Source organism: Pseudonocardia cypriaca, from assembly GCF_006717045.1.
In the GTDB taxonomy this organism is placed as follows: Bacteria; Actinomycetota; Actinomycetes; order Mycobacteriales; family Pseudonocardiaceae; genus Pseudonocardia; species Pseudonocardia cypriaca.
The window spans coordinates 765512-781178 of sequence record NZ_VFPH01000003.1; the positions used below are offsets into that span (position 1 = coordinate 765512).

Below are 15667 nucleotides of genomic sequence, written 5' to 3' on the forward strand. Positions count from 1 at the left end.
AGTACCCGGTACCGTCAGTGTCGTGAAGTCGGTACGGGATCGGCGCGCCAGCCGGTGGGACGCCCACCGGCGCACCAGGCGTACCGAGCTCACCGACGCCGCCATCGCCGCCATCCGCGCCCACGGCGCGGGCGCGGGCATGGATGACGTGGCCGCGGCGGCAAGCACGAGCAAGACCGCGGTCTACCGGCACTTCGCCGATCGCACCCAGCTCTACGTCGCGGTCTGCGAACGGGTGGCGGAGGTGCTGCTCGGGCAGGTCCGCGCGGCGATGGACGGTGCCCCCGGCGCGCGTGCGAAGACCGCTGCCGCCATCGCGGCGTACCTGCGGCTCATCGAGCACGACCCGGAGGTGTACCGGTTCGTGGTGCACCGGCCGCTGGCCGACGCCGACCTGGTCGCCGACCTCGTCTCCCTGATCGGCGACCACGTCGCGGACGTGATCGCAGAGCAGCTGGCCGCCGCGGGCGCCGATCCCGCGCCGGCGGTGCCGTGGGGACACGGAGTGGTCGGCATGGTCCGGTCGGCGGCCGACAACTGGATCGCCCGTCCGGCGGGTATGACAAGGGACCAGTTGGCGGATCACCTGACCGCTCTCGCCTGGGCGGGGCTGTCCGGGGTGGCCGCCGGCACCGAGGAGGAGACGTCATGACGGTCGACCCGCTCGCGCTGCAGCGCGTCCTCGACGGGAGGTGGGCGCAGGTCCGCGACGAGATCCGCGCCCAGATGGACCAGCTCGCGTTCAACCCCGACCCCAACCTCTCCACCGAGGAGTACCGCGCCCTCACCACCGAGAACCTGCGCCTGCTCGCGGACACCGGGCGGCCACGGCAAGGCTTCGACCCGGCGTACGGGGGCGGGGGCGACGTCGGGGGTGTCGTCACCGCGTTCGCGATGCTCGGGTACGGCGACCTGTCACTGCTGGTCAAGGCCGGTGTCCAGTGGGGCCTCTTCGGCGGGGCGGTGCAGGTGCTCGGCACGCCACGCCACCACGACCGCTACCTGAAGCCGATCATGGAGGGCGAGCTGCTCGGCTGCTTCGCGATGACCGAGACCGGCCACGGCTCGGACGTGCAGCACCTGCGCACCACCGCCACGTACGACCCGGCCACGCGGGAGTTCGAGATCCACACCCCGGATCCGGGCGCCCGCAAGGACTACATCGGCAACGCCGCCCGGGACGGCCGGATGGCCGTGGTCTTCGCGCAGCTCGTCACGCAGGGGCAGTCGCACGGCGTGCACGCGCTTCTGGTGCCGATCCGCGACGAGAGCGGAGCGGCGCTGCCAGGGGTCACGATCGGCGACTGCGGCCGGAAAGCGGGCCTGAACGGCGTCGACAACGGCCGGCTGACGTTCGACCACGTGCGCGTGCCGCGCGATGCGCTGCTCAACCGGTTCGGCGACGTCGCCGAGGACGGCACCTACAGCAGCTCCATCGCCAACGAGACCCGCCGGTTCTTCACGATGCTCGGCACGCTCGTCCGCGGGCGGATCAGCGTGGCGGGGGGCGCAGGCACCGCCACGCAGAAGGCGCTCGCGCTGGCCATCCGCTACGGCGCCGTGCGGCGGCAGTTCGCTGATCCCGCCACCGGCGAGGAGGTCGTGGTGCTCGACTACCTCGTGCACCAGCGCAAGCTCCTGCCCGCGCTCGCCACCACCTACGCGCTGCACTTCGCGCAGAGCGACCTCGTCTCCGACATGCACGACCTGCAGACCCCCGGGGCCGAGGGCGACGAGTGGCGCCAGCGCGACCTGGAGACCCGCGCCGCCGGCATCAAGGCCGTGGCCACCTGGCACGCCACCGCCACGATCCAGACCTGCCGGGAGGCGTGCGGCGGCGCCGGCTACCTCGCCGAGAACCTGCTGCCGACGCTCAAGGCCGACACCGACGTGTTCACCACGTTCGAGGGCGACAACACCGTGCTGCTGCAGCTCGTCGCGAAGACGCTGCTGTCGGATTACGGCCGCCGCATCCGCCGGCTGGACCTGGCCGGCAAGGCCCGCTTCGCCGCCGGCCTGGTGGCCGGCGCCGTGGCCGAGCGCACCGGCCTGCGCGCCGTCGTCCGCCGCGGCGACATCCGCGACCGCGGCTACCAGCGGTGGCTGCTCGTCGAACGCGAGCAGCACCTGCTCGCGAACGCGGCGCAGCGGATGCGCAAGGCGCTCGCGCCCGGCGCCGACCAGTTCGGGATCTTCAACGGCGCCCAGGACCACCTGCTCGTCGCCGCCCGCGCCCACGTCGACCGGATCGTGTTCGACTCCTTCGCCGCCGCCGTCGACCGCACCACCGACCCGGCCGTGCGCGGCCTGCTCGCGGACGTGCTCCGGCTCTACGCGCTGTCGGTGATCGAGAACGACCGCGCGTTCTTCATCGAGCACGCATACCTGACGCCTGGGCGGACCAAGGCCGTCACGCAGGCGGTCAACGCCCTCTGCGGGCGCCTGCGCCCGCACGCCCGCACCCTCGTCGACGGCTTCGGCATCCCGGAGACGTGGCTGGACTGCCCGCTGCTGAACGGCGAGCGCGAGCCGGGCAGCCCGATGCCGGCCCCGTCCCGCGACGAGCCGAGCGACCTCGCCTCAGTGGGCTGAGACATCCCCTGCGGCCCGGTCGGCGCGCGCCTGCTGCACGTCGGGGATGTGGGTGTCGATCCACTCCAGCAGCCCGGCGAGGTGGACGGTGACCTCCTGCCCGAGGCCGGTGAGGCCGTAGGTCACCTGCGGTGGCGTGGTGGGCGCGACCTCGCGGTGCACGAAGCCGTCGGTCTCGAGCGTGCGCAGCGTCTGGGCGAGCATCTTCTCGCTCACCCCTCCGATGGCCCGGCGCAGCGCGCTGTAGCGCAGCGGGCCGGCCCGGAGGCCGACCAGCACGAGCACCGCCCACTTGCTCGTGACGTGGTCGAGCACGCCGCGCGCCGGGCACCGGCTGTCGAACACGTCACCCCGGCCCATGCTCATGGCCTCGATGACCTGCATGCTCACGTCGACCTCCGGTGCTCACCTCGAGGTACGTACTTACCAAGAGAGAGTACCGAGCATACGGTCAGTACCGTTCCAGACACCAGCGAACGGGGAGTTGCATGTACGTCATCACCGGGGTGACCGGGAAGCTCGGCCGCGTGGCCGTCGAGGACCTGCTGACGCGGGTGCCGGCCGCCGAGGTCGTCGCGGTGGCCCGCGACCCGCGCAAGGCCGCCGACCTCGCCGAGCGCGGGGTGGACGTCCGCCGCGGCGACTACGAGGACCCCACCTCCCTGCGCACGGCGTTCAGCGGCGCCGACGTCCTGCTCCTCGTCTCCTCGCCGGACATCACCCCCGGCGCACGCGCCCGCCAGCACGGCAACGCGATCGACGCCGCCGTCGCCGCCGGGGTCGGGCGGATCGTCTACACCAGCGCGATCGGCGCCGAGGACGGTCAGGGGTTCCTCGCCGACCACACCGCCACCGAGCGGCTGCTCGCCGAGTCGGGCCTCCCGCACACCCTGCTGCGCAACACCTTCTACATGGAGGTGCTGGTCAACCCCGGTCTTCGCGCGGCCGCCGACTCGGGCGAGCTGCTCGGCGCCGACAACGGCGTGCCGGTCAACCTCGCGACCATCGCCGACCTCGGCGTCGCCGCCTCCGTCACGGTGGACGGCGAGGGTCACGAGGGCGCGGTCTACGAGCTGCGCGGCCCGGTCTGGACGCTGGCCGACCTCGCCCGCACCGTCTCCGAGGTCTCCGGGAAGGACGTCGCCTACCGGCCGGTCCCGGTCGAGGAGCTCGGCCAAGCGGGTTTCGTCCACCAGCTGATCGCCTCGGGGCTCTTCTCCGAACCGTCCGCGGACCTGGAGAAGCTGCTCGGCCGCCCAGCAGTGGGACTGCGCGCGGCCGTCGAGGCCGCGCTGGGTTCCTGACGGGTTCAGGACTCCCCGGGGCGGTGGGTGCCGAAGGTCCACTCCACCCCCTCGGGGTCGACCACCCGGCAGCGGTAGCTGCCCCACTCGTTCCCATCGGGCGTCCACACGGTCGTCGCGCCCGCTGCGGCCGCGGTCGCGTGGACGGCGTCGACGTCGGCCGGTTCCGCGACGGTGACGTAGAGGCCGATGCCGCAGGTGTCGCCCTTGCGCGGCGGCCGCTCGTAGCCGTCGCGGTCGCTGAACACCACGATCGCGGCGTCGCCCCGGCGCAGCTCCGCGTGGGCGATGCCGCCCTCGTCGTCCGGGAACGACATGGTGGTGGTGAAGCCGAAGGCCCGTTCCAGCCAGGCGACCGCGGCGGGCGCGTCGCGGTAGCCGAGGTAGGCGTGCAGGTCGGCGGGGCGGGTGGTCGTCTCGGTCATGCACCGACGATCTCGTCCGCAACGGTCACTTCCCGTCCTGAATCCGAACCGCCGCCTGCGCGACCGCGCCGCCCAGTGCGCGCACCAGCTGCTCCGTGGCGCGCGCCGTCAGCGCCATCAGCGTCAGGTGCGGGTTCACGCCGACGCAGGTCGGGAACACGGCGCCGCTGAAGACGTGGAGCCCCGGCGTGTCGTGCACCTGCAGGTCCGGGCCGACCACGGAGGTGCGCGGGTCCTCGCCCATCCGCGCGCCGCCGAGGTCGTGGCTGCTCGCCACGCCGCGGTAGCGGGGGCCGTTCCAGGTGAGCGTGGCGCCCATCCGCCGCAGGATCCGGTCGCACTGCTGCTGCATGAAGTCCTGCAGGCGGTGCTCGTTCTCGCGCATGTCGGTGGTGACCCGCAGCACCGGCAGGCCCAGGCCGCTGCGGTCGCGGTGGCGGGGGTCGAGGTCGAGGAAGTCGGTCGTGTACGACAGCGAGTCGGGCTGGATGCGCACGGCGGCGACGTGCTGCCAGCCGCGCAGGTGTTCCTGGTAGCGCGGCCCCCAGCTCGGGACGCCGGGCGGCAGCGGGTCGCGGGCGATCTGCAGCGGCAGCTGCTGGTTCTCGACGTTCAGGCTGGCCCCGCCGACGAACCCGTGCGCCACGCCGTCGAAGCCCACCGCGTCGAAGTCGTCGAGCGTGACCATCTGCGCGGCCGGGCCGGTGTGGGCGTTGAACACCGTGTCCGGGAACCAGCCGTACACGTCGCCCCACTGCTTGACCATGAAGTGCGCGCCGAGCTGTCCGGTGGAACCCCCCAGTCCACCGGACAGCATCAGCAGCCGCACCGTCTCGAACGTGTACGCCGCGACGATCACGGTCCGGGCGCGGAACGTGCGCACCACGCCGAGCGGGTCGACGTACTCCACGCCGTCCGCGTGGCCGTCCGCGTCGGTGAGCAGCCGCAGCACGCGGCAGTGCGTGCGCAGGTCCAGCCGGCCGGTCGCCAGCGCCTGCGGCACCGAGGTCAGCCCCGGGTTCCAGCGGTCGTCGTGGAACGACCCGAACCCCGCGCTCCACGGGTGGTAGCGGGTGGCCGGCAGGCCGTTGTAGGGCACGCTGTTGACGCACACCGGCGTCGGGTGCGGGTGCAGTCCCAGCGCACGGCCGGCCTCGGTGAACAGCAGGCCCTTGGTCGTCGGGCGCAGCGGCGGTATCGGGTAGTCGGTGGACCGCGGGACGAACGGGTTGCCGTGCCGGTCGCCCGCCACACCCGCGATCCGCTCGCAGAGGTCGTAGTACGGCTCGAGGTCGGCGTAGGTCACCGGCCAGTCGACGAGCGTCGAGTGCTCGGGCAGCACGTCCGCGCCCCAGCGCTCCAGGACGTGCGTGCGGAACGCGAAGTGGTGCGGGTGCATCCGGCGCAGCGCCCCGCCCCAGTGCACGATCGAGCCGCCGACGCCGTTCATCATCCGGCCGAGGCTGAACGGGATCGGCCGGGTCGGCCCTCCCTCGTCGCGCCGCCAGGTCGGGGCCTCGGCGAGGTACTTCGGGCCCATGTCGCCGCGGCAGTAGTAGGCCGCCGACAGCTCGTCGGGGTGGTAGTCGCCGCGGTGGCGCCAGCCGCCCGCCTCGAACCCCACGACCCGCAGCCCGGCGTCCACCAGCAGCGCCGACACGAACGCGCCCACCGCGCCCATCCCGACGACCACCACGTCCGCGGGCCCAGGCGGTTCGACGGCCGCGCGCTGCGGGTCGTAGCCGGGGATCTCCGGCGGCGGTTCCTCGGCCGCCCCGCCGAGCCGGTAGCCGGCGTCGGCGAGCGCCCTGACCTCGCCGCCCCTCGTCACGGGCTCGGGGCTCAGGTGGTCATCGGCCGCGTGCTCCAGCCAGACCCCGGGGTGGCCGAGGAACCGCCAGCCGCCGCGGTCGCGGTTGCCGCCGTGCGCCGGGTCGGCGAAGAGGCCCTCCTGCAGGTGCGCTCGCAGCCGGCAGAAGAAGCCGTGCTGCTCGGGCACGTGGAAGCCGGGCAGGCGCGCGGCCTCCAGCCCGGCGACGAGCTCGTCCTGCTCCTCGGGCGCGCAGTCGGCGAAGCCGCGGCCGTGGGCGCCGCGGGCCGCGCGGTCGAGCGCCGCCAGCCCCAGGTGGTAGGCATCGCGCAGGTGCTGATCCGGCCCGGCGAGGGCCCGGTCCAGGTACGTGACGGCGCCCAGCGCCACCGCGCCGGGCCAGTCCTCGCCCGGCGGGAACATCCGCTCGAACACCGCGGCGACCGTGCGGGCCTCGTACGGGTTGAGGCTGACCAGCCCGTCACGGTCCGGGTCGACCGTCATGCCGCGGTGCCGCCGATCCGGTGCGGGCGCAGGGCGTCGAAGTCGAACTCCAGGCCGTGGCCCGGCCGTTCGGGCGCGACCGCGACGCCGTCCTCGACCCGCATCGGTTCGGCGAGGTAGGCCTCGAGCCCGAACCCGTGCGCCTCCATGTACGTGCGGTTCGGAGCGGCGGCCATCAGGTGCACCGTGAGGTCGTGCGCGCCGTGCGAGGTGACGGGGAGGTTGTGCGCCTCGGCGAGCGCGGCGACCTTGCGGAACACGGTCATCCCGCCGACGTTGCACACGTCCGGCTCCGGGAAGGTCACCGCACCGGCCTCCATGACGTGGCGGAACTCGTAGAGCGTGTGCAGGTTCTCGCCCGCCGCAACCGGCAGCCCGCCGTCGCGCAGCACGCGAACGTGCCCGGCGACGTCGTCGGGGATGACCGGCTCCTCCAGCCACACCAGGTCGAACCCGGCGAGCGCCCTGGCCACCTTCACGGCCTGGTCGGCCGACCACTTCATGTTCGCGTCGACCATCAGCGGGAAGCCGTCGCCGAGGTGCTCGCGCATCCGCCGCACCCGTTCGACGTCCTCGCGCCAGTCGGCGCGCCCGACCTTCATCTTGATCGCCCGGAAGCCGTGCTCGCGGAACCGGTCGGCCTGCTCCAGCAGCTGCTCCACCGGGAAGTCCAGGTCGATCCCGCCCGCGTACACCGGCACGCGCGGGTCGTAGCCGCCGAAGAAGCGCCACAGCGGCTGCCCGGCGCGGCGGGCCCGCAGGTCCCACAGCGCGATGTCGACGGCCGAGATCGCCGAGGTGGCGTGCCCACCGCGGCCCGCGTAGTGCAGCGCCCACCACATCCGCTGCCAGACGTGCTCGGTGCGGTCGACGTCCTCGCCGGTGACGACCGGCGCGAGGTAGCGGTCGACCAGCACGGCGAACGCCTCGGCCCCGGAGTTGACCGCGTAGGTGTAGCCGAGCCCGGTGGCGCCGTCGGAGTCCTCGACGCGCACGGTGACCAGCTCGAAGTGGGGGATCACCCCGTGCGTCGAGTCGGTGAGCACCACCGGGAGCGGCACCTGGTAGAAGTCGGTCGAGACGGTGGCCACGACGGGCAACTGGGCTCCTCGCTAGGTCAGGCGGGCGCGGACGTGCGGCCGCGGCGGGTGAGTCGCACCTGCAGGAGCACCACCGCGAGCAGGAAGGCGCCGCGGATCACCGACTCCCAGTACGAGCTGATCTGGATCCCGCCCCTGCTGTTCTCGAACACGATGAGGTTGAAGATCAGCTGCAGCAGCAGGACACCGACGAGCGTGCCGAACACCGACCCGACGCCGCCGGTCAGCAGCGTGCCCCCGACCACGACGGCGGCGATCGCCGTGAGCTCCCAGCCCTGCCCGGCCGCGGCGTCCACGGAGGCGCTCTGCGCGGCGAGGAAGGCGCCCGCGATGCCGGCGAGCGCGCCGGACAGGACGTAGACGGCGAACTTGGTGCGGTCGACCGGCAGGCCCATCAGCCGGGCGGCCTCCTCGTTGCCACCGGTGGCGAGCACGTTGCGGCCGAAGTCGGTGCTGTGCAGCGCGAGCGCACCGAGGGCGAACAGCGCCGCGACGAGCCAGAACGCGACCGGCACCCCGAACAGGCGCCACGCCCCGAAGTCGGTGAACCCCGCGGACGGGTCGGCGACCGCTGAGCGCGCGTCGGCGAGGTAGAGCGCCAACCCGCGCGCGACGAGCAGGGTCGCGAGCGTCACCAGGAACGGGGCGAGCCGGTAGCGGGCCACGAGCACGCCGTTGACCGCCCCCACCGCGGCCCCGACGGCCAGTGCCGCCAGCATCGCGGGCAGCAGGCCCGCCCCGCTGAGCTGCGCGGCCACGACCCCGCCGAGGGCGACCACCGACCCGACCGACAGATCGATCCCGCCGGTCATGATCACGAAGCACATCCCGAGCGCGACGAGGGCGTACTTGGCGTCGTCGGCGAGAACGCTCTGCACGTTGAAGCCGGTGGCGAAGTTCTCGCCGTAGCGCAGCGCACCGAACACGACGAGGGCGACCAGTGCGATCAGCGCGCCCTGTTGCTGCAGCAGCCGGGCGAGCGAACGGGTGGACATCGATCCTCCTACCGGCTGCGCAGCTGCACGAACAGGGCGATCACGATGACCACCCCGGTGACGATCTGCGCGATCTCCCGCGGCGCGCCCTGTGCGACCAGCGTGTTCTGCAGCAGCCGCAGCATCACGGCACCGACGAGCGTGCCGATCACCGAGATCCGGCCGCCGGTGAGCGGCGTGCCGGACACGGCGACCGCCGCGATCGCGTCCAGCTCCACGCCGAGCCCGACGTTGTTGGCGTCGGACGCGCTCGTGATGCCGATGACGACGAGGCCGACCAGCCCGGCGAGCGTGCTGCAGGTGACGTACGCGGCCATCCGCACCCGGCCGGTGCGGACTCCCGCCAGCCGGGCCGCCGCCGGGTTGCCACCGGTGGCGAGCAGCGTGCGGCCGTACGCGGTGTAGCGCACCACGAACCACAGCGCTGCCGCGACGACGGCCATCAGCACCACCGGCATCGGGATGCCCGCGATCCGGCCCAGCCCGAGGAACTGGAAGGACGGGTCGCGGAAGCCGATGAGCTGCCCGCCGGACAGCAGCTGCGCGATGCCCCGCCCGGCGATGAACAGGATCAGCGTCGCGATGATCGGCTGCACCGCGAACCGGACGACGAGCGTGCCGTTGGCCAGCCCGCACACCGCGGCCGCGAGCACCGCCAGCAGCACCGCCACCGCAGGCCCGGCGCCCGCGAGCAGCATGAGCGCCCCGACCTGACCGGCGATCGCCATCACCGACCCGACCGACAGGTCGATCCCGGCCACCGCGATCACCAGCGCCATCCCCAGCGCGACGATCGCGACCGGCGCCGCCTGCCGCAGCTGGACGTCGACCAGCGACTGCACCGTCAGGAAGTTCGGCGTGAATGCCACGTTGAACGCGAACAGCAGCACCAGCAGGATCCCCGCGCCGTACTCGCGCGCAACGCCTGCCCACGACCGCCCGCGGGACGGCCGGGTGGGCGGGACGGCCGGCTCGGGCGGGCGGGAGGTCGTGACCTCAGCCATCGGCGCGCTCCTCGCGGGCGTCGCCCGCCGCCGAGCCCTCGGCCATCGCGTGCAGGATCGCCTCCTGGCCGATCGCGGAACCGTCCAGCTCGGCCACGGTCGTGCCGTCGCGCAGCACCAGTACCCGGTCGCACGCGTCGATCAGCTCCTCCAGCTCGGCGGAGACCAGCAGCACCGCCACCCCGCCGTCGGCGAGCTCACCCACGAGCTCCTGGATCTCCTGCTTCGCGCCCACGTCGATGCCGCGGGTCGGCTCGTCGAGCAGCAGGACCTCGGGCTGCGTGCAGAGCCAGCGGGCCAGCAGCACCTTCTGCTGGTTGCCGCCGGAGAGCTCGCTCACCTTCTGGTCCGGGTTCGCTAGCCGGATCCCGAGCCGCTGCACGAACCGGTCGACGATCTCCTGCTGCCGGGCCCGATCGACGATCCCCCGCCGGGTCAGGCGCGGGAGCAGGGCGAGCGTGAGGTTCTCCCGCACCGACAGGTCCGGGATGATCCCCTCTGCCTTGCGGTCCTCCGAGCAGAAACCGATGCCCGCCTCGATCGCGTCCCGCGGCGAGCCGAAGGCCACCGGCCGCCCGGAGCGGACGATCTCGCCATCGGCCACCGGATCGGCCCCGAACAGCGCCCGCACGGTCTCCGAGCGGCCCGATCCGAGCAGCCCGGCGAGCCCGACCACCTCGCCTGCCCGCAGCGCGACCGACGAGCCGTTCAGGACGGGCGGTCGCCGCAGGTCACGGGCCTCCAGCACGGTCGGGGCGTCCGTGCCGCGCATGGCCCCGACGTGCTGGCCGCGCCGCTCCGACTCGGTCAGCGCGCGCCCCAGCATCCTCGACACCACCTCGTAGCGGGACAGCTCCCGGATCGGGGCGTCGGCGACGACCCGCCCGTCGCGCAGCACGGTGATCGTGTCCGCAACGGCGTACAGCTCCTCGAGGCGGTGGGAGACGAACAGGACGGCCACCCCGTCGGCGCGCAGCCTGCGGACGACGTCGAGCAGGATCGCCACCTCGTGCTCGGCGAGCGACGAGGTGGGCTCGTCCATCACGACGAGCCGGGCGTCGAACGACAGCGCCCGCGCGATCGCCGTCATCTGCTGCGTCGCTATCGGGAACTCGTAGAGCGGCCGCGTGACGTCGACGTGCACGTCGAGCGCGGCGAGCCGCTGTGTCGCCTCGGCGTTCACCGCCCGCCAGTCGATCAGGCCGAACCGCCGTGGTGCCCGCCCGATGCACACGTTCTCCGCCACCGAGCGGTACGGGATGAGGTTGACCTCCTGGTAGATCGTCGCGACGCCCGCGCGCTGGGCGTCCTGCGGGGAGGCGAAGTCGACCACCTGTCCGGCGAACTCGATCTCCCCGGCGTCCCGGTGGTGGACGCCGGTGAGCACCTTGATCAGCGTCGACTTCCCGGCGCCGTTCTGGCCGATCAGGGCGCGGACCTCGCCCGGCTCGACGGCCAGGTACGCGTCCACCAGCGCGGGGACGCCCGCGAAGGCCTTGGAGATCCCCCGCATCTCCAGGAGAGGCACGTCCACCTAGTAGGCCTCGGGGATGAACTCGGCGGCGTTGGAGGAGTCGAACAGCCGGTCCTCGAGGATCTGCTGCACGGGCACCTGACCCTCCTGGGCGTATCGCTGCAGGGCCTGGAACGCCCGCGGGCCGAACCGCGGGTTCGACTCGACCGTGGCGAAGAGCTCCCCTGAGTCGACCGCGGTGAGCGCGTCCCGCGAGCCGTCGATGGAAACGACCTTGATGTCCTGGCCGGGCACCTTGCCGGCGGCGCGGATCGCGGAGATCGCGCCGAGCGCCATCTCGTCGTTGTGCGCGTACACCGCGGTGGCGTCCGCGTGCGACTGCAGCAGGGTCTCGGCGACGCTCTGCCCCTCGGCGCGGGTGAAGTCCGCGGACTGCGAGACCACCACCCGCATACCGGGGCACTGCCCGATCGCCTCGTGGAAGCCGGTCTTCCGGTCGATCGCGGGCGACGAGCCCGTGGTGCCCTCCAGCTCGATGATCGTGGCGTTGCCGCCCGTGGCCTTGGCCATCGCCCAGGCCGCGCGCCTGCCCTGCTGCACGAAGTCGGAGACGATCACGGTGACGTAGTCCTCGCCGCGCTTCGCGACGCTCGTGTCCACGTCGCGGTCGAGCAGGAAGACCGGGATGCCGGCGTCCGCGGCCTCGGCGACCACGTTGCCGAGCTGCTCGGTGATCGGGGCCATGAACAGCGCGTCCGGGCGCTGGGCGATCAGGCCCCTGATGTCCTGGATCTGCTTGGTCTGCTCGTTGTTGGCGTCGGTGACGGTGAGCTGGTAGCCGAGCCGCTCCGCCTCCGCCTGCATGCTCGCGGTCTCCGCGAGCCGCCACGGGTTGTTGCTGGCGTTCTGGCTGAAGGCCACGCGGTAGGTGTCCTTCACCTGCACCTTCGGGGCGGCGGTGGCCATGGGGACGTTCTGCGGGGGAGCCGAGTTGCCCGGATCGGGGGCGCTCGCGAGCGGGCAGTCGGCCGCAGCCGGGGCCGCCGCGGGCCCGCCTCCCCCTGAGCCCGGCGCCGCGGCGTCGTTCGAGCACGCCACGCTCAGGGCCATCGTCAGCAGTCCGGCAAGCACCGCGGTCGACCTGGCTCGCATGCCGTCTCCATCCCGTCGTTGGGATCCGGGAAACCGGTTTTCCGACCTGCCCACGGTGCCCTTCCGACCCTCCGGCGTCAACCCGTACCTTCCTGGTGGAAACCGGTTTTCCAGCAGGGCGACCTCTCGGGGAGGGCAGGGTGGACGACCCGTCGGCCGGCGACCGCGTCCGGCTCATCGACGTGGCGCGCCGCTGCGGGGTCACCAAGTCGGTCGTATCCCGGGTCCTGAACGACGACCCGTCGCTGAACGTCCGCCCGGAGACGCGGCAGCGCATCCGCGCGGCCGCGCTGGAGCTGGGCTACCGGGCACACGCCGGTGCTCGCGCCCTGGCGGGCGCCGAGACGCGGGCACTCGCGTTGCTGATCCCCGACCTCGCCAACCCCGTGTACTCGCGGATCATCCGCGGCGCCTACCGCCGGGCCCGCGAGCACGGGTACGTCGTGCTGCTGGCCGAGGACACCGCCGACGACGGCGCCGACGAGGCGTTCGCCGACCTCGTCGAGGCCGGGCGGGTGGACGGGCTCCTCATCGCGTCGGCCCGGCCCGGCCACCGGCTGCTCTCCTCGGCCCGGTTGGCGCGGATCCCGCACGTCTTCGTCAACCGGGAGGTCCCCGGGTCCGGGCGCAACGTGGCGATGGAGCTGGCGGCGGCGAGCGCCACCGCCGTCCGGTACCTGCACGGGATGGGCCACCGCCGGATCGCCATGGTGTCCGGGCCGGCGGACCTGCAACCCGCCCGGCTGCGCGAGCGCGGGTTCGTCGACGCGGTCCGCGCGCTCGGGCTGCCGTCCGAACTGGTGGCTCGCGGCGAGTTCAGCGAGCAGGGCGGCGCATCGGCGGCGGGCCGGCTGCTCGACCGGGAGCCCGGGCCGACCGCCGTCTACTGCAGCACCCTGGGACAGGCCGTCGGCGCGCTGCACGCGATCCGCACCCGGGGGCTGCACGTGCCCGCGGACGTCTCCGTGGTCACCTACGACGACCTCCCGCTCGCCGGCTACCTCGACCCGCCGCTCACCAGCGTGGCGATGCCGTTGCTGGAGCTGGGGGCCGCGGCGGTCGACGCCGTGCTGCAGCAGCTCGCGGGCGGGCCCGCGGCCGACGTCGCCATCCGCGTGCCACCGGCGATCGTCGAGCGGGGGTCGGTCCGGCGCCTGCCGTGAACCCGGGGCGTCGCCGGCTCAGCCGGCGCCCCCCGGGACCGCGGACACAGCGGGCTGGTCGGCGCGGGCCCGCCACGAGATCGCGTCGATGAACTCCCGCATCGCCGGGGTCTCGGCAGCGGGGCGCCAGAGCGGCAGCAGCGCGAACGGCGCGGCGTCGCGCACCGGCACGGCCACCACGCCCGGTGGCATCGCCATCCGCTCCGGTGTCCTGGCGGCCGTGAACCAGCCCAGGTCACCGGGTTCGAGGTGCCAGGCGAGCTCCTGGAAGGTCCCGACGCTCCAGGAACCCTCGACGGTGGCGATCGGACGCCCGTTCGGCGCCGTCCGCGGCACCCACCACTTCCGGAACAGGGCCGGTTGCGTGGACGGCATGGCCAGCACGGGGTGGACCGCCAGGTCGTCGAGCGCGACCGAGGTCCGCGTGGCCAGCGGGTGCCGCCGGCCGACGAGCAGCACGGGGTCGCGGAGCGCGATCGGCGGTCCGCCGCGCAGCCCCTCCTCCTCCGGGGGGAACGCGCCGGGCCACCAGGTGATCCACAGGTCGAGCTCGCCGCGGACCATCGACTGGAAGTAGGTGAAGTTGTCGAACCGCAGGCGCAGCACGCGCCGGTTCGCGCAGCGGGACTCGAAGGCGCTGATGAGGGCGTCGAGCTCGGGGACGTCGTTGACGGTCACCGAGTGCCCGATGCTCACGGCGGTGCGGGTGGTGCGCGACCGGTCCTTCGCGGTGCCGATGGCCCGGTCGAGCGCGGCGACGACCGGGCGCAGCTCGGCGACCAGCGACTTCCCGAGCGGCGTGAGGCCGACGCGGCGGCTCGTGCGCTCGAACAGCGGGGCGCCGATCCGGCGCTCGACCGCCTGGACCACCTGGCTCACCCGAGCGGTCGACACCTTCAGCCGCTCGGCCGTCCGGCCGAAGTGGAGCTCCTCGGCGAGCACGAGCACCGTCTCGATGTCCCTCATCTCCACGCCCGCCGCCAGCACCGCTGCAGTCTCGCCGACTCCCGCGGCTCCCGGCTACCGCTCGGGTGCCCGTTCGACGTCAGGACCCCCGGCAGCTCGGTGGCAGCGTCGCCAGGTCCTCCGCGGCGATCTCCGCGGCCACGGCCCGCACGTTCTCGTCCATGAGCGTGGGCAGCGACGCCACCGACGGGAAGCCCGGGTAGGAGCGCTCGGTCCCGGCGATGATGCTCGACCGCTCCGCCTCGTCGACGGCCGCGCCGCCCGGCGAGCCCGCAGCGGTCGCGGTGCGGACCAGCTCCCGGAACTCCCGGAGGTAGTCGCGCTGGGCCGCGACGAGCTCGTCGGCCGGACCCGGGTCGCCGTGCCCCGGGTGGATCGTCCTGGCGTCGGGGAAGCGTGCCTCCAGCCGGTCGAGGTCGGTCAGCCAGCCGCAGCTGTGCCCCTCCAGCAGGGCCGGCGTCATCTCGGCTGCGACCAGGTCGCCGGCGAAGAGCGCTCCGGACGCCGGCTCGTAGAACGCGGTGGCCGACTCGCTCTCACCGGGCCCGAACTCGGCGGTCTCGACCCGCAGTCCGCCGACCTCCAGCACCTCGCCCGGCGCGATCAGCCGGTCCGGGACCGTCATCTCCGCCGCGTAGTCCGCCCCCGGCAGCCCGCGCGTCAGCTCGTAGAAGCCCTGGCCGTCGGTCGCGATCGTCGTCGCCGTCGCTCCGGAGGCGTACACGGGCACCTCCGGGAACGCCTCGCTGAACACTCCGATACCGCCGACGTGGTCCGGGTGCGCGTGCGTGATCAGGATCGCGGCGACGGGCCGCCCGGTGCGCCGCACCTCGGCGACCGCGCGCCGGCCGTCGGTCATCGACCGCTGCGCGTCCACGACGACGAGGCCTTGCGGCCCCTCCATCCACAGCGTGTTGACCGATCCGGGATTCGCCGATGCGTACCTGCCGACGGGCCGTTCGACCGGTTCGTCCACCGCGGTGGCCGCCGCACCGGTGCACCCGGTGAGCACGGCCGCCGCGAGCACCGCGACCAGGGGACGGGGGTTGATCGGTCGACGACGGCTGGGCACGCGCACCACCTGCATTCCTCGGAACGGGAGCGGGACGGCCGAACCGCCGCCCCCGACCAGCATTCGAGGCGCGCGGAAGGCGAACAACGGCGGATGCGGCAACGAC

The 15667-nt window shown here is 73.5% G+C and carries 14 protein-coding genes; 4 read left to right on the forward strand and 10 right to left on the reverse strand.

What is annotated here, in order from left to right:
* Positions 1–22: 22 nt before the first annotated feature.
* Both FB388_RS35375 and FB388_RS35380 read left to right on the forward strand, forming a co-directional pair.
* Positions 23–652 carry a TetR family transcriptional regulator gene (locus FB388_RS35375; RefSeq protein WP_142107023.1) on the forward strand — a complete coding sequence of 210 codons (630 nt, stop codon included), beginning with the start codon at positions 23–25 and terminating at the stop codon, positions 650–652.
* The gene (locus FB388_RS35380) at positions 649–2592 is read left to right on the forward strand and encodes an acyl-CoA dehydrogenase family protein (RefSeq protein WP_142107024.1); all 1944 of its coding nucleotides are present in this window, start codon (positions 649–651) and stop codon (positions 2590–2592) included. The genes FB388_RS35375 and FB388_RS35380 overlap by 4 nt, the downstream gene beginning before the upstream one ends.
* Here the strand turns inward: FB388_RS35380 and FB388_RS35385 are convergent.
* Entirely contained in the window at positions 2581–2976 is a 396-nt protein-coding gene (locus FB388_RS35385) for a winged helix-turn-helix transcriptional regulator (RefSeq protein WP_211362506.1), read from the reverse strand. The genes FB388_RS35380 and FB388_RS35385 overlap by 12 nt on opposite strands.
* Positions 2977–3080: 104 nt before the next feature.
* On the opposite strand from FB388_RS35385, the gene FB388_RS35390 reads away from it, so the two are divergent.
* Positions 3081–3896, forward strand: coding sequence for an NAD(P)H-binding protein (locus tag FB388_RS35390; protein WP_142107025.1), 816 nt, complete (start codon positions 3081–3083; stop codon positions 3894–3896).
* Between the two features lie 5 nt (positions 3897–3901).
* Here FB388_RS35390 and FB388_RS35395 read toward each other — a convergent pair whose 3' ends face one another.
* The 7 genes from FB388_RS35395 to FB388_RS35425 are packed head-to-tail and all read right to left on the reverse strand — an operon-like array spanning position 3902 to position 12360.
* Entirely contained in the window at positions 3902–4321 is a 420-nt protein-coding gene (locus FB388_RS35395; protein ID WP_142107026.1) for a VOC family protein, read from the reverse strand.
* Positions 4322–4346: 25 nt separating this feature from the next.
* Complete coding sequence (locus FB388_RS35400; RefSeq protein ID WP_142107027.1) at positions 4347–6635, reverse strand: GMC family oxidoreductase; 2289 nt, start codon at positions 6633–6635, stop codon at positions 4347–4349.
* Positions 6632–7726 carry a mandelate racemase/muconate lactonizing enzyme family protein gene (locus FB388_RS35405; protein WP_211362430.1) on the reverse strand — a complete coding sequence of 365 codons (1095 nt, stop codon included), beginning with the start codon at positions 7724–7726 and terminating at the stop codon, positions 6632–6634. The genes FB388_RS35400 and FB388_RS35405 overlap by 4 nt, the downstream gene beginning before the upstream one ends.
* A gap of 26 nt (positions 7727–7752) precedes the next feature.
* Positions 7753–8730: an ABC transporter permease gene (locus tag FB388_RS35410; protein WP_142107029.1), complete on the reverse strand. Its 978-nt coding sequence runs from the start codon at positions 8728–8730 to the stop codon at positions 7753–7755.
* Positions 8731–8738: 8 nt separating this feature from the next.
* Positions 8739–9734, reverse strand: coding sequence for an ABC transporter permease (locus FB388_RS35415; protein ID WP_142107030.1), 996 nt, complete (start codon positions 9732–9734; stop codon positions 8739–8741).
* Positions 9727–11268 (reverse strand): sugar ABC transporter ATP-binding protein, encoded by a 1542-nt coding sequence (locus tag FB388_RS35420; protein WP_342787955.1) that lies wholly within the window; start codon positions 11266–11268, stop codon positions 9727–9729. The genes FB388_RS35415 and FB388_RS35420 overlap by 8 nt, the downstream gene beginning before the upstream one ends.
* Positions 11269–12360 (reverse strand): ABC transporter substrate-binding protein, encoded by a 1092-nt coding sequence (locus tag FB388_RS35425; RefSeq protein ID WP_211362431.1) that lies wholly within the window; start codon positions 12358–12360, stop codon positions 11269–11271.
* 140 nt (positions 12361–12500) lie between these two features.
* Here FB388_RS35425 and FB388_RS35430 point away from each other — a divergent pair, with 140 nt between their 5' ends.
* The gene (locus tag FB388_RS35430) at positions 12501–13523 is read left to right on the forward strand and encodes a LacI family DNA-binding transcriptional regulator (RefSeq protein WP_142107031.1); all 1023 of its coding nucleotides are present in this window, start codon (positions 12501–12503) and stop codon (positions 13521–13523) included.
* An 18-nt stretch (positions 13524–13541) separates the two neighbouring features.
* On the opposite strand, the gene FB388_RS35435 is transcribed toward FB388_RS35430, so the two are convergent.
* Positions 13542–14510 carry a LysR family transcriptional regulator gene (locus tag FB388_RS35435; RefSeq protein WP_142107032.1) on the reverse strand — a complete coding sequence of 323 codons (969 nt, stop codon included), beginning with the start codon at positions 14508–14510 and terminating at the stop codon, positions 13542–13544.
* Positions 14511–14568: 58 nt separating this feature from the next.
* The gene (locus FB388_RS35440; RefSeq protein ID WP_211362432.1) at positions 14569–15561 is read right to left on the reverse strand and encodes an MBL fold metallo-hydrolase; all 993 of its coding nucleotides are present in this window, start codon (positions 15559–15561) and stop codon (positions 14569–14571) included.
* Positions 15562–15667 lie beyond the last annotated feature (106 nt).

Bases quoted from the DNA above. Each gene is read 5' to 3' on its own strand.
- FB388_RS35380 (WP_142107024.1), top strand. From the start codon at position 649: ATGACGGTCGACCCGCTCGCGCTGCAGCGCGTCCTCGACGGGAGGTGG.
- FB388_RS35385 (WP_211362506.1), bottom strand. From the start codon at position 2,976: ATGCAGGTCATCGAGGCCATGAGCATGGGCCGGGGTGACGTGTTCGAC.
- FB388_RS35390 (WP_142107025.1), top strand. From the start codon at position 3,081: ATGTACGTCATCACCGGGGTGACCGGGAAGCTCGGCCGCGTGGCCGTC.
- FB388_RS35395 (WP_142107026.1), bottom strand. From the start codon at position 4,321: ATGACCGAGACGACCACCCGCCCCGCCGACCTGCACGCCTACCTCGGC.
- FB388_RS35400 (WP_142107027.1), bottom strand. From the start codon at position 6,635: ATGACGGTCGACCCGGACCGTGACGGGCTGGTCAGCCTCAACCCGTAC.
- FB388_RS35410 (WP_142107029.1), bottom strand. From the start codon at position 8,730: ATGTCCACCCGTTCGCTCGCCCGGCTGCTGCAGCAACAGGGCGCGCTG.
- FB388_RS35415 (WP_142107030.1), bottom strand. From the start codon at position 9,734: ATGGCTGAGGTCACGACCTCCCGCCCGCCCGAGCCGGCCGTCCCGCCC.
- FB388_RS35425 (WP_211362431.1), bottom strand. From the start codon at position 12,360: ATGCGAGCCAGGTCGACCGCGGTGCTTGCCGGACTGCTGACGATGGCC.